This window comes from Diaminobutyricimonas sp. LJ205 (assembly GCF_009755725.1).
Lineage (GTDB): Bacteria > Actinomycetota > Actinomycetes > Actinomycetales > Microbacteriaceae > Ruicaihuangia.
Window position 1 is genome coordinate 2,556,907 of the sequence record NZ_CP046619.1, and the last position, 23,763, is coordinate 2,580,669.

The 23,763-nt window shown below is 66.6% G+C and carries 23 protein-coding genes; 9 read left to right on the forward strand and 14 right to left on the reverse strand.

The window, feature by feature from the left end; translation table 11 throughout:
* The first annotated feature begins 268 nt into the window (after positions 1-268).
* From GO591_RS12460 to GO591_RS12470, 3 genes are all read left to right on the forward strand, one after another.
* Positions 269-535 (forward strand): hypothetical protein, encoded by a 267-nt coding sequence (locus GO591_RS12460; RefSeq protein ID WP_157157113.1) that lies wholly within the window; start codon positions 269-271, stop codon positions 533-535.
* Entirely contained in the window at positions 532-2,283 is a 1,752-nt protein-coding gene (locus GO591_RS12465; protein WP_157157114.1) for an alpha/beta hydrolase, read from the forward strand. Before GO591_RS12460 ends, GO591_RS12465 begins: the two co-directional genes overlap by 4 nt.
* A gap of 77 nt (positions 2,284-2,360) precedes the next feature.
* Entirely contained in the window at positions 2,361-2,777 is a 417-nt protein-coding gene (locus tag GO591_RS12470; protein WP_157157115.1) for a hypothetical protein, read from the forward strand.
* 28 nt (positions 2,778-2,805) lie between these two features.
* On the opposite strand, the gene purH is transcribed toward GO591_RS12470, so the two are convergent.
* Genes purH through GO591_RS12485 form a run of 3 tightly spaced genes read right to left on the reverse strand, consistent with a single transcriptional unit; the run spans position 2,806 to position 6,261 of the window.
* On the reverse strand, positions 2,806-4,446 hold the full coding sequence (gene purH / locus GO591_RS12475) for a bifunctional phosphoribosylaminoimidazolecarboxamide formyltransferase/IMP cyclohydrolase (RefSeq protein ID WP_157157116.1): 1,641 nt from the start codon (positions 4,444-4,446) through the stop codon (positions 2,806-2,808).
* Complete coding sequence (gene purN / locus GO591_RS12480; RefSeq protein WP_157157117.1) at positions 4,443-5,036, reverse strand: phosphoribosylglycinamide formyltransferase; 594 nt, start codon at positions 5,034-5,036, stop codon at positions 4,443-4,445. Before purN ends, purH begins: the two co-directional genes overlap by 4 nt.
* 4 nt (positions 5,037-5,040) lie before the next feature.
* Positions 5,041-6,261, reverse strand: coding sequence for a cell division protein PerM (locus GO591_RS12485; protein WP_157157118.1), 1,221 nt, complete (start codon positions 6,259-6,261; stop codon positions 5,041-5,043).
* Positions 6,262-6,424: 163 nt separating this feature from the next.
* Here GO591_RS12485 and GO591_RS12490 point away from each other — a divergent pair, with 163 nt between their 5' ends.
* The 3 genes from GO591_RS12490 (at position 6,425) to GO591_RS12500 (ending at position 8,029) form a co-directional block, all read left to right on the forward strand.
* Positions 6,425-7,189 carry a hypothetical protein gene (locus tag GO591_RS12490; RefSeq protein WP_157157119.1) on the forward strand — a complete coding sequence of 255 codons (765 nt, stop codon included), beginning with the start codon at positions 6,425-6,427 and terminating at the stop codon, positions 7,187-7,189.
* 64 nt (positions 7,190-7,253) lie between these two features.
* Positions 7,254-7,691, forward strand: a complete 438-nt coding sequence (locus GO591_RS12495; RefSeq protein WP_157157120.1) for a hypothetical protein — start codon at positions 7,254-7,256, stop codon at positions 7,689-7,691.
* A complete protein-coding gene (locus tag GO591_RS12500; RefSeq protein ID WP_157157121.1) occupies positions 7,637-8,029 on the forward strand; it encodes a hypothetical protein in 393 nt (130 codons plus the stop codon). The genes GO591_RS12495 and GO591_RS12500 overlap by 55 nt, the downstream gene beginning before the upstream one ends.
* Positions 8,030-8,096: 67 nt before the next feature.
* Here the strand turns inward: GO591_RS12500 and sucD are convergent, their stop codons facing one another.
* The 4 genes from sucD to GO591_RS12520 all read right to left on the reverse strand — a co-directional run bounded on the left by sucD (position 8,097) and on the right by GO591_RS12520 (position 13,769).
* A complete protein-coding gene (sucD, locus tag GO591_RS12505; RefSeq protein WP_157157122.1) occupies positions 8,097-8,984 on the reverse strand; it encodes a succinate--CoA ligase subunit alpha in 888 nt (295 codons plus the stop codon).
* 25 nt (positions 8,985-9,009) lie between these two features.
* On the reverse strand, positions 9,010-10,179 hold the full coding sequence (sucC, locus tag GO591_RS12510; RefSeq protein WP_157157123.1) for an ADP-forming succinate--CoA ligase subunit beta: 1,170 nt from the start codon (positions 10,177-10,179) through the stop codon (positions 9,010-9,012).
* A gap of 198 nt (positions 10,180-10,377) precedes the next feature.
* Positions 10,378-12,744 carry an ATP-dependent helicase gene (locus tag GO591_RS12515; protein WP_157157124.1) on the reverse strand — a complete coding sequence of 789 codons (2,367 nt, stop codon included), beginning with the start codon at positions 12,742-12,744 and terminating at the stop codon, positions 10,378-10,380.
* 41 nt (positions 12,745-12,785) lie between these two features.
* Positions 12,786-13,769, reverse strand: coding sequence for a glycerophosphodiester phosphodiesterase family protein (locus GO591_RS12520; protein WP_157157125.1), 984 nt, complete (start codon positions 13,767-13,769; stop codon positions 12,786-12,788).
* Between the two features lie 24 nt (positions 13,770-13,793).
* Between GO591_RS12520 and GO591_RS12525 the strand changes: the two genes are divergently transcribed.
* Genes GO591_RS12525 through GO591_RS12535 form a run of 3 tightly spaced genes read left to right on the forward strand, consistent with a single transcriptional unit; the run spans position 13,794 to position 15,402 of the window.
* The gene (locus GO591_RS12525; RefSeq protein ID WP_157157126.1) at positions 13,794-14,030 is read left to right on the forward strand and encodes a zinc-ribbon domain-containing protein; all 237 of its coding nucleotides are present in this window, start codon (positions 13,794-13,796) and stop codon (positions 14,028-14,030) included.
* Entirely contained in the window at positions 14,020-14,538 is a 519-nt protein-coding gene (locus GO591_RS12530) for a hypothetical protein (RefSeq protein WP_157157127.1), read from the forward strand. Before GO591_RS12525 ends, GO591_RS12530 begins: the two co-directional genes overlap by 11 nt.
* A gap of 57 nt (positions 14,539-14,595) precedes the next feature.
* Positions 14,596-15,402 (forward strand): Bax inhibitor-1/YccA family protein, encoded by an 807-nt coding sequence (locus GO591_RS12535; RefSeq protein ID WP_157157128.1) that lies wholly within the window; start codon positions 14,596-14,598, stop codon positions 15,400-15,402.
* 621 nt (positions 15,403-16,023) lie between these two features.
* Here GO591_RS12535 and guaA read toward each other — a convergent pair.
* The 7 genes from guaA to GO591_RS12570 all read right to left on the reverse strand — a co-directional run bounded on the left by guaA (position 16,024) and on the right by GO591_RS12570 (position 23,655).
* A complete protein-coding gene (gene guaA / locus GO591_RS12540; protein WP_279586839.1) occupies positions 16,024-17,637 on the reverse strand; it encodes a glutamine-hydrolyzing GMP synthase in 1,614 nt (537 codons plus the stop codon).
* A complete protein-coding gene (locus tag GO591_RS12545) occupies positions 17,606-18,037 on the reverse strand; it encodes a DUF3817 domain-containing protein (protein WP_157157129.1) in 432 nt (143 codons plus the stop codon). Before GO591_RS12545 ends, guaA begins: the two co-directional genes overlap by 32 nt.
* Positions 18,038-18,042: 5 nt before the next feature.
* The gene (locus tag GO591_RS12550; RefSeq protein WP_157157130.1) at positions 18,043-18,771 is read right to left on the reverse strand and encodes an SURF1 family protein; all 729 of its coding nucleotides are present in this window, start codon (positions 18,769-18,771) and stop codon (positions 18,043-18,045) included.
* 39 nt (positions 18,772-18,810) lie between these two features.
* Positions 18,811-20,172, reverse strand: a complete 1,362-nt coding sequence (locus GO591_RS12555; RefSeq protein WP_157157131.1) for a cation:proton antiporter — start codon at positions 20,170-20,172, stop codon at positions 18,811-18,813.
* A gap of 3 nt (positions 20,173-20,175) precedes the next feature.
* Complete coding sequence (locus GO591_RS12560; protein ID WP_157157132.1) at positions 20,176-20,703, reverse strand: cation:proton antiporter regulatory subunit; 528 nt, start codon at positions 20,701-20,703, stop codon at positions 20,176-20,178.
* A gap of 82 nt (positions 20,704-20,785) precedes the next feature.
* Positions 20,786-22,516, reverse strand: coding sequence for a glycerol-3-phosphate dehydrogenase/oxidase (locus tag GO591_RS12565; RefSeq protein WP_157157133.1), 1,731 nt, complete (start codon positions 22,514-22,516; stop codon positions 20,786-20,788).
* A gap of 20 nt (positions 22,517-22,536) precedes the next feature.
* Positions 22,537-23,655 carry a GuaB3 family IMP dehydrogenase-related protein gene (locus GO591_RS12570; protein WP_157157134.1) on the reverse strand — a complete coding sequence of 373 codons (1,119 nt, stop codon included), beginning with the start codon at positions 23,653-23,655 and terminating at the stop codon, positions 22,537-22,539.
* Positions 23,656-23,763: the final 108 nt, after the last annotated feature.

The window sequence follows — 23,763 nt, forward strand, 5'->3', positions numbered from 1 at the left end:
CTTCTTCTTCGATGCCGGGGTCGACACTTCTCACTCGTTTCAGTAGTAGCGAATCGAGACGACACAACAGCGCGACTGGTGAGCCGCGCTGAGTATTGGGATTCCGTTGCTCGATGAGCAGCCTTACAGCTTAGTGAGTCGGAATCGGCTACCGCAACACTCGCCGCCCACGCGCGTCGACCGGAAAGAAATTCACCTCAAGACACCCCCAATCGGGCACGGGCGCCGGTATGCTCGGCCCGAGAGCGGGCACCAAAGGGGGGACCTGATGCCGAACTTGCTCATCGATTCGTCGGTGTTCTCGGGTGTGGACGCGCGGTTGGGCGCCGCCTCCGCGCCGACCGTGACAAGCTGCCTCGGAGCCGGATCGTGGGGATCGTCAGCGGTCGCTGCCGCGTTCGACGTGGTCGAGGCGACCATTGGCCGTGCGGCGGCTGCGCTCACCGAGAACACCGAGACCTTGCGGGCCGACACGGCATCCGTGATCGGTGGGATCACCGACGTCGATGCCGCGCTCGTGGGCGCCCTGTCATGATCGCACCGCCGCTCGCCGGTGATCCCGGTGTGGGGAGTGTGGAAGCCATCCGGTCGGCACAGGAATCCCACAGCGCCCGCGCTGTGGCGCTGAGACTGCGAGCAGATGAGGTTCGCGGCGCCGTTGCCGACCTCGGCAGCCAGCAGGGGGTCGCTGTCGATGCGCTACGGGCGAGGCTGTTGGCGTCGGCACAGCGATTCACCGACCTCTCAGCGGTGTGCGACCAGACCAGCGGGATCCTTCGCGGGTACGCCGACGGCGTCGAGAGCATTCAGCTGCGCGCACGCGACCTTCGCGACCAGGCTCAAGCGAGCGATCGGTCGATTGCCCGCCTTCGCGACGTCGCGCTCTCCAATGTCGTCGAGGACTTCTTTGGTTTGTTCCTCAGCTGGGATTCGGTGCTGCCAGCCTGGATGCACGAGGGCGACGACCGCGCTCTGGTCCGCTGGCAATCCGCCATCAACACGTACGAGCTTCTGCAGCAACGGTGGGCCGGGCTGCTCCAGGAGCGCGACCTGCTCGACGCGGAGACCGCCAGCCGCCTCGCAGCCTCCGACGTCTTCGACGCGGTAACCGCCGCCGAACTCGGCGAGCTTCCATCCGCCACTCAGGTGCGCAGCGTGTGGAACGCGCTGAGCAAGGAGCAGCGGGCCGATCTGATCGCCGGGCAGCCGGCAATCATCGGCAACCTCGACGGGATCCCGTTGGCCGATCGTGCCGCCGCCAACCGACTGAACATCCAGGCCGAGATCGACCGTCTTGAAGCCGAGGTGGATGCCGAAGCGGGCCGGGCCAACCCACGCTATCGACGGCAGTGGCTGATCGATGAGCTGAAGTCCACGATCGGGTACTACGAACAGCTGTTGCACGCGCCGACGAGGTACCTCGGCGAGGACGGCATGAAGCAAAGCCGTACCGGCAGCATGGTCGTGATCTTCGACCCGACTCGGGCAGGAATTGCGACCTACCAGGGCCCGCTCGACGCGGCCACGGGCGAGATACCCACCTGGATCAAGAGCGTCGGGATCTATGTGCCCGGCACCGGGACCCAGATGGAAACGTTCGGCGGCGCCGAAGATCGCCTCAACGACCTCTACGACGGGTCAGCTCCGACCACCGCGCTGTTCGCGTGGGCTGGTGGGAGGTTCCCGCAAGGCCTTGAGGCGATCACGGCATCGTTCTCGGAGGACCTCGGCCCATCGCTCGCTGGTTTCGTCGGGGGGCTGTCGGTACCTGCCGAAGCCGACCTGACGGTGTTCGGCCACAGCTACGGTGCTGCCGTGGTCGGGCACGCGGAGGCATCCGGCCTCAAAGCGGACCGAATTCTGTACGTCGCTCCCGCCGGCCTCGGGAATGGCATCTCAAGCCTCGGCGACTTCCCGCATACCAAGAATGTCCCGCATTACGCGATGATGGCGCGCAACGACATTGTCGTCGGATCATCGCAAGGATTCGATCTCGGCGATCTGGGGCATGGCGCCTCCGCGCTCACCGCTGACGGAGTCGTCAGGCTGGAGACCGGTTTCCACAAGGACGGTTCAACCGTCGAGAGCGACGGCGGCATTGAGAGCCACAGCAGCGTGTTCCGTAGGAAGTCGACAGCATTCACTAACATCGTGAACGTGATTGAAGGTGGCCAGGTCGAGCTGTACGCGCCTGATCAGCTGGTGATCGCCGGTCGCACGGTGGTCACCATCCCGGGAATCCTCACCGAGGATTACGAACCTGTGATGGAGCCCGTGGAATGAGACACCCCCGCCGCGGCAACCGCGCCCTCATGACTGGCGTCGTATTCGCGCTCTCGACCACCCTTGGAGGCTGTTCCATGCCCGCATCATCAAGCACGCCGCTCGCCGATTACCAAGCCGAGTCGGAGCAGCTGGCAGAGTCACTGTTCGAGCTGCTCCCCGAATCCGCGATCGACTCACGCTCGCCCGTCGAGTCGGACAGTCGGCTCGCGACCGACGGTTACGACGAATGGCCGAAGTACTGGTACTGGAACGGCGACGTGTACCTTCTGCCAGACGGCGACCTGTCCCCCACCGAAGCCGCCGAGACCATCGGGAAGTCACTGATCGACGACGGCTGGGAACATGCAGAGAGCGGACTCAGCAGCGAAACGCGCACTGTCACGGAATATCGCCGCGACGGCTGGTTCCTCGACATCGACGCCGAATTGCAGGCCCCGCCAATGGCTCAGGCAGTGCGCCTCACCATCCTGAGCCCGGACACAGATCACTGAACCTTCGGCGCTCGTGCGCGCCCATCGCTCAGTGGAAGAAGTGGCGCTCCCCTGTGAAGTACATGGTGATCCCGGCATCCTGAGCGGCCGCGATGACCTCTTCATCGCGCACCGAACCACCGGGCTGCACGACCGCGCGCACGCCGCCGTCGATGAGTACCTGCAGTCCGTCGGCGAACGGGAAAAAGGCATCGGATGCCGCGACGCTGCCCTTCGCCCGGCCAGCCGCGCGGGTCACCGCGAGGTGGCACGAGTCCACCCGGTTGACCTGGCCCATGCCGACGCCAACCGAGGCGCCGCCGTGGGCGAGCAGGATCGCGTTCGACTTCACCGCGCGTACGGAGCGCCAGGCGAATTCAAGGTCGGCGAGCGTTGCCTCGTCGGCCGGCTCCCCGGCCGCGAGCGTCCACTCGGATGCGGGCGCGAAGTGGTTGTCGGGGTGCTGAACGAGTAGTCCACCGGAGATCTGCCGGAACTCGACATCCTCCCGCTCGTAACCCTCGGGCAGCTGCAGCAGGCGCACGTTCTTCTTCTGGCTGAGCAGTTCGAGCGCCTCGGGCTCGAAACCGGGCGCGATGATGACCTCGGTGAAGATCTCCTTGATCGATTCCGCCGCATCGCGCGTGATCACGCGGTTCGCGGCGATAACGCCACCGAAGGCCGACACCGGGTCGCACGCGTGGGCGAGCTGGTGGGCCTCGGCGATGGTCGCCGCGGTGGCGATTCCGCACGGGTTGGCGTGCTTGATGATCGCCACGGTGGGACCCTCGTGGTCGAACGCGGCGCGCAGGGCTGCGTCGGCGTCGACGTAGTTGTTATACGACATCTCCTTGCCGTGCAGCTGGGTGGCCTGGGCGATGCCCGCTGCTGCCTCGCCGGTGTACAGCGCGGCGCCCTGGTGCGAGTTCTCGCCATAGCGGAGCACCTGCTTCAGGTCGGCTTCGAGACCGATGCCGTCTCCCCATTCGGAGTCGGATGTCTCGGCATCCGCGTCGTCTTCGTTCTCGTCGTCCTCGCCTTCGCCTTCCCAGGGGTCGTAGAGGTTCTCGGCGAACCAGAGGGCGACGTTCATGTCGTATCCGGCGGTGTGCTCGAACGCGATCGACGCCAGCTTCTGTCGCAGCTCGAGGCTGGTGCCGCCCGCGAGCACCGACTCGAGCACGTCGGCGTAGTCTTCGGGGTTCACGACGATGGCGACGTTGGCATGGTTCTTCGCCGACGCGCGGACCAGTGCGGGGCCGCCGATGTCGATGTTCTCGATGACGTCGGCCGCGTCCGCGCCGCTGTCCACGGTCTTCGCGAACGGGTACAGGTTCACGACGACGAGCTGGAACGCGTCAATGCCGAGCTCGGCGAGCTGCTGTTCGTGGTCTTCGAGGCGCAGGTCGGCGAGGATACCGGCGTGCACGGCGGGGTGCAGGGTCTTCACCCGGCCGTCCAGGGACTCGGGGAAACCGGTGACGGTGGCGACATCGGTGACCTCGAGACCGGCGTCGCGCAGGGTCGCAGCTGTGGAACCGGTGGAGACCAGCTCGACGCCCTCAGAGGCAAGCGCCTTACCGAACTCGGCCAGTCCGGCCTTGTCGCTGACCGAAATCAGAGCACGCTTCACCGGGACGATATCGCGCGCGCGGTAGAGGCTGGGGTCGTGACTGCTGGGACCGCTCATGCGCTCGCTAGCTCCTTCAAATCGATGTGTCCGTTGGCAATGTCGAGCACGGTCTGCACCAGCAGTTCCCGCTCGACGACCTTGATGCGCTCATGCAAGGTGGATTCGGTGTCGCCGGGCAGGACCGCGACGCGGCGCTGGGCGATGATCGGGCCAGAGTCGACGCCGTCATCGACGACGATCACGCTGGCACCGGTTTCGGTGACCCCGGCGGCGAGGGCGTCGCGCACGCCGTGCGCGCCGGGAAACTCGGGCAGGTAGGCGGGATGCGTGTTGATCAGCTGCGGTGACAACTCGGCGACCACTCGCGCCGGCAGCAGTCGCATGAAGCCGCTGAGGATGACGAGGTCGGGCTCCCACTGCTGGATCTGGGTGAGCAGTTCGTCGCCCCAGCTGGCCCGGTCGGGAAAGTTCCCGGGCACCACGGCGAAGGTGGGGATGCCGAAGGCCTCAGCGTGATCGAAACCGTCGGCGGGCCGATCCGCCCCGACCGCGACCACGCGGGCGGGGAACTCCGCGTCCTCCGAGGCTTCGAGCAGGGCACGCAGATTAGACCCGCCCCCGGAGATGAGTACGACCAGTCGGAGCACCTGACTAGCCTACCGTGACCCGCTCCTTGACCCTGGAGAGATCGATGGATGCTGCGAGCGCACCGAGCGTCGCGGCGACCGCGATTTCCACGGCCGCCCATGCCGCCACGGCGAAGGGGTCCGGGCCGACGGTGGCCAGCCGGCCGGGTCCCGCGGAACCAGCCGACGCCCAGGCGAGCAGCCCAAGCAGAGCGCCGGCGATGACCCCGGTGCCTACGCCGGTGCCGACCCGCCACGGCCAGTCCAGCGTGTGCAGCGACCGTCCAGAGGCAAGCCCGGCGAGGAACCCGAGGATCACCGGGACGAGTACCCCAAGCAGTCCCCAGGCGTGTTCGCCGGTCGGCAGCGCGCCGAGCATCGGCACGGCGGGAATCGGACCGAGGGTGGTTCCAAGCGGGCCGATGCTCGAGCCGGTGCCGATCGCGAAGCCGGGGCCGACCAGCCAGGAAGCTGTCCAAATGATCACGTTCGGCAGCAGCGCCAGTTGGCCGAGGGTGATCACCGTGCCGCCGAGCACATTGGCCTGCACCGATTCGTAGAGGTGGATGACCTGGGCGTACCCGGCGATCAGGGCGATACCGGTGACGACCGCAGCGACCGCGATCACCGCGATCGCCGCGCCCGCCCCGCCGCGCAGGGCCGCAGCGACACAGGTCCGCAGTGGGGCCGGCCAGTCGCTGATCCAGTCGCGCAGCGAGCTGCCGTGATCGGGCAGTGGGTTACGCAGTCGTTCGCGGGTGGAGCCGATCAGAAGTCCGATACCGAACACGAGCGTCGGCAGCAGGATGCCCTGCCACAGGGACGGGCTGGCGTACGGGTAGTCGGCGCTGAGCGTGACGCCGAGGGCGAGGGCGGCGAAGGTGCCGAGGGCAACTGATTCTCCGAGCATCCGGTATCGCGTCGAGGCGACCCGACGGCCGGTGCGGATGGCGAGCAGCAGCGTGATCATGCCGAGGCCGAGCGCGGCGATGCTGATCACGAAGGGGGCGGCGTCGGGAACGCCGAGTGCGATCGCCAGGTCGGGATGCAGCTGAAGGGTCAGGTCCGTGCCGTGGCCGACCAGCCAGATGTCGGCGGCGCCTCGCCAGAATGCCGTCCAGTCAATGCCGAGCTGGAAGTGGAAGCCCCACAGCACGGTGAGCGGCACGAGCGGGATGGCGATTCCGACCATGGCGACGATGGCCGCCTCGAACGCGGCGAGCAGGGCGGTGACACGACGACTCATTTCGGGGTTGACCTTACGTCGCAGCGGCCCCGATTCCCGGCAGAACTACCGGAGAAAGACCGAACCGCCGGAGAAATATCCGTGCACGCGTCATCCGCCCGGATGATGACTTTCACTCGACCGAATGACGACGCACCTCAGCAGGCTGCGGTTGACTGCCTGCATGGCCAGCCGCGCGGGTGTCACCGCTTCCTCGATCACCCTCGTTGTGCTGCTTGCCGGCTGCTCGGCGTCCCCGACGACGAGCTACACCGCCCCGGACGGCGAGAAGGTCACTGTCGACTGGGCCGACTATCCCGGCCACGCGTACACCGATCATGCCGATGTGCTGGCGGCGCCGCTGGCCGAGGATGTGGATGAATCATCCGACGCCTTGCTGACCGAGATCGAAACGGCGCTCACCGAGGAATTCGGACTCGAGTGGGAAGCCGGCCCGGACAGTGAACCACCCTTCTGGCACAAGCAAGAAGGAAACGGCTACGGCGGTGAGTCGCTGTACCTCACCTACAACTCGCCGACGAGCGAGAGCATGACGGTGCCGTCCGGTGACGCCGCGTGGAGGCGCGCCATCGAGCTTGCGAGCGCTGTGACGACAGCGCACGGGCTCGGGGAACTTCAGCTGGAGAATCTCGATCCGGACATGGCAGAGCAATATGGCTCCGCCGATGTGTCGGACCATTGGCAGTGGGCAGCATCGACCTACGCAGACTCGCAGTGGGTGGGGGTCACCCTGATCGACGTCGACCGCGATCCCACTGGCAAGGCCGAGAAGGAGATGGCCGGCAGCGTTGAGTACGGCTGGAACCCGCGATCGATCAACATCTATTACGGGGTCACCACCATCCGCGGCGCCGATAAGACCGAGTTCCTCAAACGGCTGAAACCATTCGAAGGACTCGCCCGCCCTGAGGCGACTACCTCGGACTAGTACGCACACCCCCGTTTGCCCCCGAGATCGTGACAAGGGGCGGTCGTGCTGCTTGACTCTGCGCATGATGACGTCTCGCGCAGTCCGCGCCGGCGTAGCCCTCGCCGCTGGCGCGCTGGCGGTTATGGCTCTCACCAGCTGCGCAGCGTCACCGAAGACGACGTATGTGACGGATGCCGGCGAAACCGTCACCGTCGATTGGGCGGACTACCCCGGCCAGTCGAACATCGATTCCGCGCAGGTGCTTGCGGCACCGGCCACCGAGGACGTGGAAGAAGCATCCCTGCAGTTGCTGGCCGAGATCGAAACGGCTCTGACCGAGGAATTCGGGCTCGAGTGGGAGGTTGGCCCGCCGAGCGAGGCCACTTGGTGGGAGCACGACGACAATGGCTACGGCGGCGACTCGTTGTATGTCGGCTACCTGTCGCTGATGAGACAGAGCACACCGTGCCATCCGGCGACGCGGCGTGGGAGCGGGTGCTCGACCTCATCAACGCGGTGACCGAAGCGCATGGGCTCGGAGAGCTGGAGCTGGCCAACCTCAACCCGGAGCTCCTCGACTACTACAAGACCACTGACCTCTCGAAGCACTGGGAGTGGAACGGCGGGACTGACGCCGGTGCGCAATCGGTCACGATCTCGCTGAGGGATGTCGACCGCGACGCCACCGGCGAAGCCGAGAAGCAGATGTCCGGAGCCATCAAGACAGGCTGGAATCCGCGGGCGGTCAGCATCTATTACGGCGCCACCACCATCCGTGCTGCCGACCACGCCGAGTTCATCGAACGACTGAAACCGTTCGAAGGGCTCGCCAAACCAGAGGGAATCAACTCGGATTAATGACGGAAGGCCCGCACACGGCGGGCCTTCCGAGGGGCGGATGCCGAGGCATCCGTTGTTCGCGTGCTTAGAGCGACTTCAGGACTTCGCGCATCAGCGCAGCGGTCTCGGACGGCGTCTTGCCGACCTTGACGCCGGCGGCCTCGAGGGCCTCCTTCTTCGCCTGTGCGGTGCCCGCCGAGCCGGAGACGATGGCGCCGGCGTGGCCCATTGTCTTGCCCTCGGGGGCGGTGAAGCCCGCGACGTAGCCGACGACCGGCTTGGTCACATTGGCCTTGATGAAGTCAGCCGCGCGCTCTTCGGCGTCGCCGCCGATCTCACCGATCATGACGATGGCCTTGGTCTCCGGGTCCGCCTCGAACGCGGCCAGCGCGTCGATGTGGGTGGTGCCGATGACCGGGTCGCCGCCGATGCCGATGGCGGTGGAGAAGCCCAGGTCGCGCAGTTCATACATCATCTGGTAGGTCAGGGTGCCCGACTTCGACACGAGGCCGATCGGTCCCTTGCCGGTGATGTTCGCCGGGGTGATGCCGACCAGCGCCTCATCGGGGGTGATGATGCCGGGGCAGTTCGGCCCGATGATGCGGGTCTTGTTGCCCTGCTTCTGGGCGTATGCCCATGCCTCGGCGGTGTCGCCGACGGGAACGCCCTCGGTGATCACGACGAGCAGCGGGATCTCGGCGTCGATTGCCTCGACCATGGCGTCCTTGGTGAAGGCCGGCGGCACGAACGCGATCGACACGTCGGCGCCGGTCTTCTCCATGGCCTCCTTGACGGAGCCGAAGACGGGCAGCTCGGTCTCGCCGTGCAGCACGGTGGTGCCGGCCTTGCGGGCGTTGACGCCACCGACGACCTGGGTGCCGGCCTTCAGCATGAGGGCGGTGTGCTTGGTGCCCTCACCACCGGTGATGCCCTGGACGATGACCTTGGAGTCCTTGTTCAAAAAGATAGACATGCTGTTCTTGTTCCTCGATCGTGTCTCAGGCTGCAGCGTTGGCGAGTTCGGCGGCCTTGTCGGCGCCCTCGTCCATGGTGGCGGCGAGGGTGACCAGCGGGTGGTTCGCCTCGTTCAGGATGGCGCGGCCTTCCTCGACCTTGTTGCCGTCGAGGCGCACTACCAGCGGCTTGTTGGCGCTGTGGCCGAGCTCGGCGAGCGCGCCGACGATGCCCTTGGCGACCGCGTCACAGGCGGTGATGCCGCCGAAGACGTTGACGAAGACGGACTTCACCTGCGGGTCGTTGAGGATCACATCGAGACCGGCTGCCATCACCTCAGCGGATGCTCCGCCACCGATGTCGAGGAAGTTCGCCGGCTTCACGCCGCCGTGGTTCTCGCCGGCGTAGGCGACGACATCCAGAGTCGACATGACGAGCCCGGCACCGTTACCGATGATGCCGACCTGACCGTCGAGCTTGACGTAGTTGAGGTCGTTCTCCTTGGCCTTCGCCTCGAGCGGGTCGGCGGCGGCCTTGTCCTCGAGCAGCTCGTGCTTCGGGTGACGGAACGCAGCGTTCTCGTCGAGGCTGACCTTGCCGTCCAGGGCGATGACCTCGCCGTCCTCGGTGAGCACCAGCGGGTTCACCTCGACCAGGGTGGCGTCCTCGCCCTTGTAGACGTCCCACAGCTTGACGAAGACGTCGGCGACCTTCGGCGCGATGTCGTCGGCGAAGCCGGCGGCCTTGGCGATCTCGGCAGCCTTCGCCGAGGTGATGCCCTCCAGCGGGTTCACCTCGATGCGGGCGAGTGCCTCCGGGCGCTCGACGGCGAGCTCCTCGATCTCCATGCCGCCTTCGACACTGGCCATCGAGAGGTAGGAGCGGTTGGCACGGTCGAGCAGCAGGGAGAAGTAGTACTCCTTGTCGATGCGCGCCCCGGCAGCGATCATCACGCGCTTGACGACGTGACCCTTGATGTCGAGCCCGAGAATCTGCTCGGCTGCGGTGAAGGCGTCGTCCGGGTTGTGGACGACCTTGACGCCGCCGGCCTTGCCGCGGCCGCCGGTCTTCACCTGCGCCTTGACAACGACGGTTCCACCCAGCTTTTCAGCGGCGGCCTTCGCTTCTTCGGGGGTGTCGGCCACAAGGCCGGGAAGTACAGGCACTCCGTAGGATTCGAAAAGATCCCGTGCCTGGTACTCGAAAAGATCCACAGTACTCATCCAATGCGTCGCGTCGCCGGTCGAGAAGCATCGGCTGGTCGACCAGCATTGGGCTTAGTTTCCGCCAGTGTCTTGACACCGAGTAGTTCGACATCGAGACAAATGGGCCATCGGCAACTTTACCCCCTGGCGCCAAACGCATTTCGCCGTTCCGGGGTGTTAAGAAGCGTGCTTCTTTCCGAGGGGAAGCTAGAGCTTCTCGATCGGGGCCACCTTGATGAGCAGGCGCTTGCGGCCGGCCTGGTCGAACTGCACCTCGGCGATGGACTTCGGGCCAATCCCGGTGACGTTGGTCACCCGTCCGTCACCGAAGTCTGTGTGCCGGATCCGGTCGCCGATCGCCAGCGTCAGATCGCCGTTGTCGCGCACCTTGCCGGTGACCGTGTTCGCCCACTCTGTCTTCTTCTTCGGCGCGGGCGGCAGCGCGGTCTGCCCGAACGAGCGGTCGTCGCGGAATCCCGGGCGGCGGGCGTTCAGCGCCCTCGACTGGGTGCCACCGCGGGAGTTGGCCATGCCGGGCGACTGCTTCCAGTCGATCAGGTCGGCGGGGATCTCCTGCAGGTACCGGCTGGGCAGCGCGACGTTCACCTCGCCGAACTGGGCGCGGGTCATCGCCAGTGAAAGGAACAGCTTCTTGCGCGCGCGGGTGATGCCGACGTAGAACAGGCGGCGTTCCTCGGCCGGTCCGCCGGGTTCGGATGCCGACATCCGGTGCGGCAGCAGGTCCTCCTCGACGCCGGTGAGGAACACGGCGTCGAACTCGAGGCCCTTCGCGGTGTGCAGTGTCATCAGCGAGACGGTGCCGCTGGAGTCGTCCAGCTCGTCGGCAGCGGCAACCAGCGCGGTCTCGGTGAGGAAGTCGAGCAGCGTGCCCTCGGGGTTGTTCCGCTGGAACTCCCGGGTCACTGCGAGCAGTTCCTCGACGTTCTCGGCGCGGGCCTCGTCTTGCGGGTCACGCGAGGCGCGCAGCACCTCGACGTACCGGGTCTCGTCGAGGATGTCCTTGAGGATGTCGGCGACCGGCGCGTTCTGCGCCTTCATGCTCGCCTTGTCGAGGATGGCGCCGAGGCCGAGCAGCGCGCCGGTGACCTTCGGGCCGAGGCCGAGCTGGTCGGACTCGCGCAGCGCCTCGCGCAGCGACATCCCATTCGTATCTGCATGCAATTGCACGGCCGCCTCGGTGGCCGGCCCGATGCCGCGCTTGGGCACGTTCATGATCCGGCGCAGCGCCATCGGGTCGAGCGGGTTCGCCACGGCGGTTAGGTACGCCATGACGTCCTTGATCTCGGCCCGCTCGTAGAACTTGGTGCCGCCGAGCACCCGGTACGGGATTGCCGAGCGGATGAAGATCTCTTCCAGCGCACGGGTCTGCGAGTTGGTGCGGTAAAAGACGGCCATGTCCTTGTAGTCCATGCCCGCCTCGCGCAGCGCGGTGACCTCGTCGGCAACGAACTGGGCTTCGTCGTGGCCCGAGTACCCGGTGAAGCCGATGATCTTGTCGCCGGCGCCGACGTTGGTGAACAGCTTCTTGTCCTTGCGGTCGAAGTTGTTCGAGATCACGGCGTTCGCCGCGTCGAGGATGTTCTGCGTCGAACGGTAGTTCTGCTCGAGCAGGATCACGGTGGCGTTGGTGTAATCCCGCTCGAACTCGACGATGTTGCGGATGTCGGCGCCTCGGAACGCGTAAATCGACTGGTCGGAATCACCGACCACGGTCAGCGACGCCGGCTCGAGCGGAGTGGCGATCGGCTTCAGCGGGACGCCGTCGAAGCCGATGGCGCCATCGAGCAGGTCCGCCTTCGGCTGCTTCGTCAGCTCGCGGATCAGCGCGTACTGGGCGTGGTTGGTGTCCTGGTACTCGTCGACGAGGATGTGCCGGAACCGGCGCTGGTAGAGCGCGGCGACCTTGGGGAAGGCCCGGAACAGGTACACGGTCTGCGCGATGAGGTCATCGAAGTCGAACGAGTTCGCCCTCGCGAGCGCCTCGGTGTAGCGGCGGAAAATCTCGAGGAAGATCGCCTCGGCCGGGTCGCTGAAGTTCGCCTGCCGGGCGTAGGACTCGACATCCGTCAGCTCGTTCTTCAGCTTGGAGATGCGGTTCGCGGCCTTGGAGACGGTGAAGCCGAAGGTGTCGGCGTCCAGGTCCTTGATAATGCGCTTGAGCAGCGCACGCGAGTCGGCGGAGTCGTAGATGGTGAAGCTCTGCGAGTAGCCGAAGTGCTCGGCCTCGCGGCGGAGGATGCGCACGCACGCGGAGTGGAAGGTGGAGATCCACATGCCGCGTGCGGATTCGCCGACGATCGCCTCGACCCGCTCGCGCATCTCACCGGCCGCCTTGTTGGTGAAGGTGATCGCCAAAATCTGGCTCGGCCAGGCGTCGCGGGTCTGCAGCAGCCCGGCGATCCGCCGGGTGAGCACGCTGGTCTTGCCGGAGCCGGCGCCGGCGACGATGAGAAGCGCCGGGCCGCGGTATTCGACGGCCTGGCGTTGCTGCGGGTTCAGTCCGGCGAGCAGGCGGTCATCGGGCGCGGCGGTGCCGTCGAGAACGTAGGTCATGTCCCATCAATTCTAGGCGAGCACCCCTGACAACCGCCCGCTCAGGAGAGCCCTTCGCGCACCGCCAGGGCCAGGTCGGGCTGGTCGGCGAAGACGCCGTCGATGCCCGTGCGCATGATCAGTTCGAACTCGCCTGCCCAGTCGCCGAAGTCGGCGGCGCGCGTCCCGCGCCGGAACCGGCGGGTGAGGAACCGGTTCTCCGGGCGCAGCGTCCAGCAGAACACCTGCAGCCCTGCGGCGTGCGCACGGTCGACGAGGTCATTCGTGGTGCCATCGACCGAGAACAGCAGCGACTTGTTGACGCTCACCCCGTCGACCTCCGCGCCGAGCTGCGCGAGCCCCTCGTCGCTCAGGTGCTGGGCGTAAGTCCTGGCCGCGGCGCCGTCGCGGGCGACCAGGTCGGCGGGGGTGCCGGCCTCTTCGACGAGGTAGACGTAGGTGCCGGGGATGCCGCGATCGCGCAGCTGCCCAAGCACGGTCTGCTCGAACGATTCCACGATCAGGTTGTCCTCGCGCGCCCAGCCGCCCAGTTCCGCGGCGACGAGCTCGTCCAGCGGCAGCCCCAGCCCGGCGAAGTAGGTGGCGTGCTTGATCTCGGCGACCATGGCCAGCGGGCGCCCGGCGTCATCGATCAGTTCGATCAGATCCCGCAGCCGCAGGATCTTCTCCCGGCCATTCCAGCTGGCGCTGGCCTGCCGCACCGCGGGGATCCGCTCTATCGCCCGCAGCCGGCTGAGCTCCGCCCAGGTGAAATCCTCGGTGAACCATCCGGTGAGCTTGACCCCGTCGATCACCTTGGTGGTGCGGCGATCGGCGAATTCCGGATGCTCCGCGACATCCGTCGTCCCCGAGATTTCGTTCTCGTGCCTGAGCACGAGCACGCCGTCCTTGGTCGCGACGATGTCGGGTTCAACCGCGTCGACGCCGAGGGCGAAAGCCAGCCGGTACGCGGAGCGGGTGTGTTCGGGACGGTAGCCCGGCGCTCCGCGGTGGCCGATGATCAGGGGGCGGGGCGAATCGCTCACGCATAAACCCTAGACTGATTCGCCATGCAGACCTGTGCGAACTGTGGCGCTGAGCTCGCCCCGGACTGGAAGTTCTGCATCCGCTGTGGGGCGCGGGTGAGGACGACGGATGCCTCGGAGATCCCCGGCGCGATCCGCCCGGAGCAGCCCGAAGCCCAGCCGCTCAATCCGCTGGTGATCGCCGGCATCGTGCTTGGCACCCTGGTCGTACTCGCTGGCGTCGTCGCGGTCGCGGTCCTGCTGCTGACCAATGCGGGTTGACCTTCTTCGCACGGAGCCGACCGCCCGGCTCCCGTTGCGCTGGGGTACCTACCGTGGCCGCTACTTCGCCGGCCTGGTCCTGATCGTCGGGGGGCTCGTCGGCCTGCAGGCCTCGAGCACCGCCTTCCTGTATCCGATCGTCACGGGCTTGACCCTGCACACGGTCGGTTGGTGGATCATGCCGGCAGCCGGCTGGCGACGGAACCTGGTGGTGTTCCCGTGCGGCGTGCAGATCTGCCTGCTGCTCGCCGGGCCGCAGTCGATGTGGACTCTCGTGATTCCCTACCTCGCCTGGCTGCTGGTGCGGCACCGCCCGATCACGAGTTACGTCACCGTGCTGTTCGTCATCGCCAATGGCGTGATCATGGTGCAGCTGTCCTCGGAATACGCCATGATGCTGCCCGCGCTTGCGATTTCGGGCGTCGTGGTCGTGACATCCGCATGGATTGCTCGTCAGATCGCGGGAATCCGGCGAATCCCCAGCATTCTTCAGGAAGATCACCGATAGGTTAGGGGTTGTACCAAGCACCGATTCCTGCAGGTATTCAAGGAGACGACCACAGCCATGGCCAACCCGGCATTCAGCAACTCGCCCGCCTTCAAAGGCAACGCCCCGACGATGACCGTTGACCAGCTCAACGAGCTGTACGGTCGTCCGGCTGCGACCGACTCGGACCGCACCGTTGCGCCCGAGCCCGTAATGCTTCCCGCCGATGAGCGGATGACCTACGAAGACACGATCGTCAAGACCCTGGTGGCCTTCGCGCTGCTCGTCGCCGGTGCCGTCGTCGGCTGGATCGTTCCCGTGCTCGCCCTGCCTGCCGCCCTCGTCGGCTTCGTGCTTGCCCTGGTCAACATCTTCAAGAAGAAGCCCTCGAAGGCGCTCATCCTCAGCTACGCCGCGGTCGAGGGTGTCTTCGTCGGTGGTATCACGTTCTTCTTCGAGACGCAGTGGCCCGGAATCGCGGCGCAGGCGATCTTCGGCACCCTCGGCGTCGTCGGCGTCACCCTCTTCCTCTTCATGAGCGGCAAGGTGCGCGCCACCCCGAAGATGACCAAGATCTTCCTGGTCGCCATGGTCGGCTACGGCGCCTTCTCGCTGGTCAACCTTGGCCTGATGCTGTTCGGTGTCACCGACTCGATGTTCGGCCTGCGCAGCGAGTTCCCGCTGCTCGGCATCGGCCTCGGCGTGCTGGTCGTGCTGCTCGCGGCCTACTCGCTGGTGATGGACTTCGAGAACATCAAGACTGGTGTCGACCGCGGCGCCCCGCGCGTCTTCGGCTGGCAGGCCGCGTTCGGCATCATGGTCACCGTCGTGTGGCTGTACACCGAGATCCTGCGGCTGATCGCGATCTTCCGCGGCGGAGAGTAACCGCCAGCCACCCGCTGATCGAGGAGCGCCCCGCTGACCGAGGACGCGTCTCGAAATCACTCCTTACGAAGAAGGGCCGTCCCACTGGGGCGGCCCTTCTTCTATAGGTGCGGCCGTCACGCCACCACGACCACAACCGCGCGGAGTCGTCGCTAATTGAGGACGAGCTGCGCCCCACCGGATAGAACAGCCAGTTCACTCGGTGTTGTGCCGTAGCTCCTCGGTTGCGAACAGCGGCGGGCCAGCTCGGGACTAGACGCGCTTCCTTGCTCCGCTCGGGCGCTCCTCAATCACATGCGCGCGGCGCCCCGAGAGCCCAGCCAGCATTCCGCAGGACTTTCTGCAAACACGCCGATGTCTATGCGGCAACACGCCGACCACGAGCGAAAATCTCCTGCGCAATGCAGGCACCGCGGACGACTACACGTCGCACGCGCACCACGGCACAACTGCGCCGGAATCGGATGGTTCGCGGGGTGTCGAGTTATGAGTGGCTGAGATGGCCACGCTTTTCGGCCGTCTCAGCCACTCATTGTTTGAGCTGAGGAGCGAACCATCCGATGGAGGCCCCGGGCACGGGGTTTCAAGACGCGTCACTCGCTCCGGGGTGAGCGAGCGCGATCACTCCCACTCGATAGTCCCCGGCGGCTTCGAGGTGACGTCGAGCACAACCCGGTTGACGTCGCGGACCTCGTTGGTGATCCGGTTCGAAATGCCCGCGAGCACGTCGTACGGCACTCGGGTCCAGTCGGCGGTCATGGCGTCCTCGGAGGACACAGGCCGCAGCACAATCGGGTGCCCATAGGTGCGGCCGTCGCCCTGCACGCCCACCGATCGCACGTCGGCGAGGAGCACAACCGGGCACTGCCAGATCGCGGCGTCGAGTCCGGCGGCGGTGAGTTCCTCGCGGACAATGGCATCGGCATCCCGCAGCAGGTCCAGACGATCCTTGGTGACCTCACCGACGATGCGGATGCCGAGACCGGGGCCGGGGAACGGCTGGCGCGCGACGATCTCCTCGGGCAGGCCGAGTTCGCGGCCGATGGCGCGCACCTCGTCCTTGAACAGGGTGCGCAGCGGCTCGACCAGTTCGAAGGTCATGTCCTCGGGCAGGCCGCCCACGTTGTGGTGGCTCTTGATGTTCGCGGTTCCGGTGCCGCCGCCGGATTCGACGACGTCGGGGTACAGGGTGCCCTGCACCAGGAAGCGGATCGGGTCGCCCTCTTCGGCGGCCTCCGCGATCAGTTCGGCCTGCGCCTGCTCGAAGGTGCGAATGAATTCACGGCCGATGATCTTGCGCTTGGTCTCGGGGTCGCTGACACCCTCAAGCGCAGTCAGGAACTGCTCCTCGGCGTTGACGGTGACCAGTCGGATGCCGGTGGCCTTGACGTAGTCCTCTTCGACCTGGCGGGCCTCATCCTTGCGCAACAGACCGTGGTCCACGAAGACACACACCAGCTGGTCGCCGACGGCCTCGTGCACGAGCGCGGCAGCGACGGCGGAGTCGACACCACCGGACAATCCGGCGATGACCTTGCCGGTGCCGATCTGCGCACGAATGCGCTCGACCTGCTCGGCGATGACGCTGCCCGGGTTCCAGTCACCGGGAAGTCCGGCAGCCCGGTGCAGGAAGTTCTCGAGCACCCCCTGGCCGTACTCGGAGTGCTTCACCTCGGGGTGCCACTGCACGCCGTACAGCTTTCGCTCATCGTTCGCGAACGCGGCGACCGGGGTCACCGGCGTGGACGCGAGCACGTCGAAACCGGCGGGCGCCTTGACGACCGAGTCGCCGTGGCTCATCCAGGTGATCTGCTGCGCGGGCTGGCCGGCGAGCAGCGATCCGCCGTCGCCGGACACGGATGCCGCGGTCGCGCCATACTCGCGCTGACCAGTCTTCGCGACCTCGCCGCCGAGCTGCTGCGCCATCACCTGGAAGCCGTAGCAGATACCGAGCATCGGCACACCGAGCTCGATGATCGCGGGATCAAGCGAGGGTGCGCCCTCTTCGTAGACCGACGAGGGTCCACCGCTGAGCACGATGCCTGCGGGGTTCTTGGCGGCCACCTCGGCCGCGGTGATCGTGTGCGGCACGATCTCGGAGTACACGTTCGCCTCGCGCACCCGGCGGGCGATCAGCTGGGCGTACTGCGCGCCGAAGTCGACGACGAGCACCGGCTGGTGGTCGGTGCTGTTTGCGCTGGCGTTAATGTGCGGCCTCCACGAGTTCGGATTCACGGCTGGCGAGGTAGGCCTTGACCAGCTTCGACAGACGGATTTCAACGATGAATGACAGGAATGGGATCACGCCACCGGTGGCGAGTAGCAGCAGCTGCGGCAGCGACCAGCGCATGAAGGTCCACAGCCGGAAACAGGCGATCAGGTAGATGACGTAAAACCAGCCGTGCACGATCAGGATGCCCGTGGACAGGTTGACCGCGCTGACGGTGCCGTCCGGCACCAGGGCGAGGAATCCGTACGGGCCGGCGAACTCGATTTCGCTGCCGAAGGCGTATTTGATGATCATCTCGGCACAGAGCAGCAACAGCAGGATGCCGGTGAGATACGCGGTGACCTGGTAGAACTTGAGGCTGCTCCGAATCTGCGGGAATGTCTCGGGTTTGGGAGCAAGGGCCATGGCACTCATTCTACCGTCGCGGCCTGTGCGGCCAGTTCGGCCTCTTCCTGCTCGCGCTGCCAGGCATCCTTCACCAGCCGGTACCAGAGATACAGCGCGAATCCGGCGAAGATCACCCATTCCGCCGCGTAGAAGATGTTCAGCCAGTTGAGCGTCACCTCGTCGCTCGGCTCCGGTGAATCGATGGCCTGCAGCCCGTCGAGGTCGAGCGCGGGGGCCTCGTGCAGGACCACATAACCGCCGTACACGTCGCCGACCTCGGCCCACTGGTTGATCAGCTCGGACACGGCCAGCGCCGACTGTTCCCCGGCCTCGAAATCGGACTCGGTCGGCGAATCGCTCGGCAGGTAGCGGCCGATGATTTCCATGGGATCGGTGCGGATGCCGCGCTCGATCTCGGCGAAATGGTCGGGTTGCTCGGCCCAACCGAGCGCGACGGCGACGCTGGCGGCATCCTCAGTCACCAGGTGACCGACGAGCCAATAGCCCTCCTGGCCATCCTGCAGCCGGCCGCTCAGGGTGGTGAAGTCGCCTGGCACGAAGGACCCCTCGACCGAGACGACATAACCGGCCTCGGATTCCAGGGTGGCCTGCTGCGGCTGGGTCAGTTGCTCGATCGGCTGAACCGTCTCGGTGTCGCGTTCGATGACGGTTGCCTCGTCGACGCTGCGTTCAAGCTGCCATTGCCCGAGCAGGGCAAAGCCGGCCGCCACTGCGAGGCAGAGCACGAGCATTGCGATCCAGCGCGGCCTGCGCGCAACTTTCCACACCCGTTAGTACTCCGGATCCCTCGCGCGCTGCGGTTCGGTGCGCATCGCGTCCTCCACTGCTGCTTCGACCTCTGCTGTCGTCGGCTCGGCCACATCCTGTGCTCCGGAGCCCGGCTCGCCGGCGATCTCCGTGGCCTTCTCGGCTTCCAGAGCCCGCAGCCGCTCCGCCTCAGCAGCAGCTTCGGCCTTCCGTTGCTTGCGTTTGGTGCCGAGCACGGCGGCCCCGATCCGCTCGGAGTTCACCGCGAGGATCGGACCGAGCACAGCCATGATCAGAACGTACAGCCCGGCAAACGGGGCCATCCGCTGATCCAGTCCGGCAGCCACGGAGAGGGTGGCGAGGATCAACGCGAACTCGCCGCGGTTCTGCAGGATCACCGCAGTGTTGATGCCGGCCTGCACACCCATCTTGTTGATCCAGGCGACGAACTGCCCGGCGATCACGTTGAGCACCAGCGTCATCGCGACCGCGGCCAGCACCGGGCCAAGCACCGGGCCGAAGGTCGCGGGATCAAGCGCCAGGCCGAAGTTCACGAAGAAGAATGCGGCGAAGACGTCGCGCAGAGGTAAGGCGAGATGCTCGATGCGGGAGCGGTAGCGGCTGGCACCGAGCACCAGCCCGATCAGGAACGCGCCGATCGCATCCGTGACGCCGAGGATCTCACCGATGCCGGCGAAGACGAGGGCGAGTCCGAAGAAGAGGATGGTGAACAGCTCGTCGTCTTTGCCGCGGATGAGCCGCGATACCACCCGGCCGCCCCAGCGGGCGATGGCGAACATGACGACGAGGAACAGGAAGGCGACGCCGAGCTTCACCAGGATCGGACCGAGATCCGTCTCGCCGCTCAGCACCACCGACACGATCGCGAGGTAGATCGCGATGAAGATGTCCTCGACGACGGTCACGCCGAGGATCATCGGCGTCTCAGGGTTCGCCAGTCGGCGCAGCTCGATGATCAGTTTGGTGACGATGGCGCTCGATGAGGTCGCCGTCATGCCCGCGATCACCAGCGCCTCGCGTGGACCCCAATCCAGCATGAAGCCGAAGATCAGCCCGACGCCCATGTTGAGCACGATGTACGAGCCGCCGGAGACGATCAGGCGTCCCGCGTTCGAGAAGAAGGCGTCCTGGTCGAACTCGAGGCCGAGGTTGAACAGCAGCATGATCAAGCCGAACACGGCGATCAGTTCGACCCGGCCGGTGTCGAAGTCGAGCGGGAACCAGCCGGTGTGCGGGCTGGCGAGCAGGCCGACGACCATGTAGATCGGGATCGTCGGCAGGCCGATCAGTTTTCCGAGGCGACCCAGCACATACGCAATGACGAAGAGGAGGCCGAGGACGAGAAGTTCTTCACCAAGGGGCATGCGCTAATCCCCCGGCGCGCTTGCGCTGGGAGTCTTGCCGACGGCGCCGGTGCGATAGAACTCGAATGCCTTGGCGACCTTCTCGGGGGCGCCGGCCAGCACGAGCGTGTCGCCGGGGAAGACCTTGAACTCGTCCGACGGGGCCGGATTGGCGACGTCGTTGCGGACGACCGCGACCACGGAGCATCCGACTGCTCCAACCTCGCTCAGGTCGCCGAGCGCCTGGCCGGCGATGTGGTCGCCGTAATCGACCTTGAACCAGTCGATAGCGAGTCCCGGGATTTCGGAGAGGTCCTGGCGGGACTCGGTGATCTGGGTGCCCCCGAGCAGTTCGGCGAGGGTGTGCGCCTCGTCTTCCTCCAGGCGGAGGGAGATCTTCGTGGCATCCGAATTCTCTGAGCCCTCATCGAAGGTGATGAGGTCGGTCTTTCCGGAGCGGTGCGTGACCACCGCGACCTTGCCACCATCAGCGGGAGTGAAGCTGTGCAGCAAACCGACACCGGGAAGCTGGACGCGCCGAACATCAACCATGAGTAAGGCCTTTCTGGGGGTCGGATCGCGAACAATCCAGTGTACCGGCGGTTCCCTGAGCGACCCTCCAGTCAGAGGGCCCTCAGGAGGCCGCGACGATGTCCGGCGCCTCGAGCCGCACGCGGTCGGCGGACGCGTCATCCGGCTGTTCCTGGCTCGCCCGCTCGGCCTCGACCCGCTTCAGGTAGAAGCCGACCTCGCGCTCGATCCTGGCCTCATCCCAGCCGAGGGCCTCGCCCATCAGCCGGGCAGCCACCGGTGCCGCGGAGACCCCTCGGTCCCAGGCTTCGATCGACACTCGGGTACGCCGGGCGAGCACGTCATCGAGATGCAGCGCGCCCTCGTGGGTGGCCGCGTAGACCACCTCAGCCTGGATGTAGTCGTCGGCGCCGGGCAGCGGATCCTTCAACTCCGGCCGGGAGCGGATCAGATCGAGCAGTTCGTCGGTGAGCACGCCGTAGCGGTTCAGCAGGTGTTCGATACGCACCTTGTGCACGCCGAACGCGCGGGCGATCTTGGAGCGCTTGTTCCACGCAGCCTGGTAGCCCTCGGCGCCGAGGAGGCTGATCTCATCGGTGGTCGACGGCGGGATCTTGCCGTCGAGGGCGGCGACCGCCTCGTCGATGGCGTCCTTCGCCATCACCCGGTAGGTGGTCCATTTGCCGCCGGCGACGACGACCAGGCCGGGCACGCTGTGCGCGACGATGTGCTCGCGGCTGAGCTTCGAGGTCTCGTCGCTCTCGCCCGCGAGCAGTGGTCGCAGGCCGGCGTAGACACCCTCGACATCCTCCCGGGTGAGCGGCACGGCGAGCACCCGGTTCACCTGCTCCAGCAGGTAGTCGATGTCGGCCGCGGTGGCGGCCGGATGCGCCTTGTCGAGGTCCCAGTCGGTGTCGGTGGTGCCGATCAGCCAGTGGCGTCCCCACGGCACGACGAACAGCACGCTCTTCTCGGTGCGCAGGATCAGTCCCACCTTGGACTGGAACCGGTCGCGCGGCACCACCAGGTGCACGCCCTTCGAGGCCCGCACCTTGAACTGGCCGCGTTCACCGACCATCGCCTGGGTGTCGTCGGTCCAGACGCCGGTGGCGTTGACCACTTGCCTGGCCTTGATCTCGAACTTCTCGCCGGTTTCGAGGTCGTGGGCGATCGCGCCGACGACACGTTCGCCGACCTTGAGGAAGCCTTCCACGCGCACGCGGCTGGCGACGTGGGCGCCGTAGAACGAGGCGGTGCGGGCCAGGCTGGCCACGTAGCGGGCGTCATCGACCTGGGCGTCGTAGTAGACGAGGCCGCCGCGGAAGGCGTCGCCGCGCAGGCTCGGCGCCGCCCGGTGCAGCTGCCGCTTGCTCAGGTGCCGGTGGTGGGGAACGCCCGGCGGGCGCCCGCCGGTGTAGCTGAACAGGTCGTAGAGCAGCATGCCAGCGCCGATGTAGAACCGTTCGAACACCGGCTTGGTCAGCGGGTAGAGGAAGCGCACGGGCTTGACCAGGTGCGGCGCGATCCGCTGCAGCAGCAGGCCTCGTTCGATCAGGGCCTCGCGCACCAGCCGGAAGTCCAGCTGTTCCAGGTAGCGGATGCCGCCGTGCACAAGCTTCGACGACCGGCTGGAGGTGCCGCTCGCCCAGTCCCGCGCTTCGACCATGCCCACCCGAAGTCCTCGGGTGACCGCGTCAAGCGCGGCGCCGGTGCCGACGATCCCGCCGCCGATGACGAGGATGTCGAGTTCCTTCGTCTTCAGGGTGTCGATCGCGGCTGCACGCTCGGCGGGGCCGAGCTTCGATGAGCGGGTGACCGGCTTCTGTTTCTGCACTGCTGCCTCCGGAAGACTCGCTAGCGGTAGTAAGGGGCGACGACGACCTCGACGCGCTGGAACTCCTTCAGGTCCGAGTAGCCGGTGGTCGCCATCGAGCGGCGCAAGGCACCGATCAGGTTGCTGCGTCCGTCAGCGGTGGTGGACGGCCCGTAGAAGATCTTCTCCAGCGACGCGATCTGGCCGACCTCGACGCGCGAGCCGCGCGGCAGTTCCGCGTGGTGTGCCTCGGCGCCCCAGTGCCAGCCGCCGCCGGGCGCCTCCTCGGCGCGGGCCAGCGCGGTGCCGAGCATGACCGCGTCGGCGCCGCAGGCGATCGCCTTGACGACGTCGCCGGAAGTGTTCAGGCCGCCGTCAGCGATGACGTGCACGTAGCGTCCGCCGGACTCGTCGAGGTAGTCGCGGCGTGCGCCGGCGACATCCGCCACCGCAGTGGCCATCGGCGCGTGGATGCCGAGCGATGAACGGGTCGTCGAGGCAGCTCCCCCACCGAAGCCGACCAGCACACCAGCCGCGCCCGTGCGCATCAGGTGCAGGGCAGCGGTGTAGGTGGCGGCGCCGCCGACGATCACCGGCACGTCGAGTTCGTAGATGAACTTCTTCAGGTTCAGCGGCTCGGTGCTCTTGGAGACGTGCTCGGCGCTGACCGTGGTGCCGCGGATGACGAACAGGTCGACTCCTGCGTCGACAACGGTCTGGTGCAGTTCCTGGGTGCGCTGCGGGCTGAGCGCACCGGCGACCGGCACGCCGGCCTCGCGCATCTCGGCGAGGCGCTTCTTGATCAGTTCGGGCTTGATCGGCTCGGCGTACAGCTGCTGCATGCGTGTGGTGGCGACATCCTCGGGCAGTTCCCGGATCTCGGCGAGCACCGCCTCGGCGTCGTCGTAGCGGGTCCAGACGCCCTCGAGGTCGAGCACGCCCAGGCCACCGAGCTTGCCGATCGCGATCGCCATCTCGGGCGAAACGACCGAGTCCATCGGGGCGGCGACAACCGGGGTGTCGAACGTGAACGCGTCGATCGACCAGCTGACCGAGACATCCCTCGGGTCACGCGTGCGCCGGCTCGGCACGATGGCGATGTCGTCGAACGCGTATACACGGCGGGCGCGCTTGGCGCGGCCGATCTCTACCTCAGTCACCACACCAGCCTACCGGCGGCGGCCGACGCTCCCGTCGGGCCACGGTCGGCGGCGGCGGTCAGCGCAGACCGTCCCCGACGGTCGACCCCGAGCGCAGGCGCTAGCCTT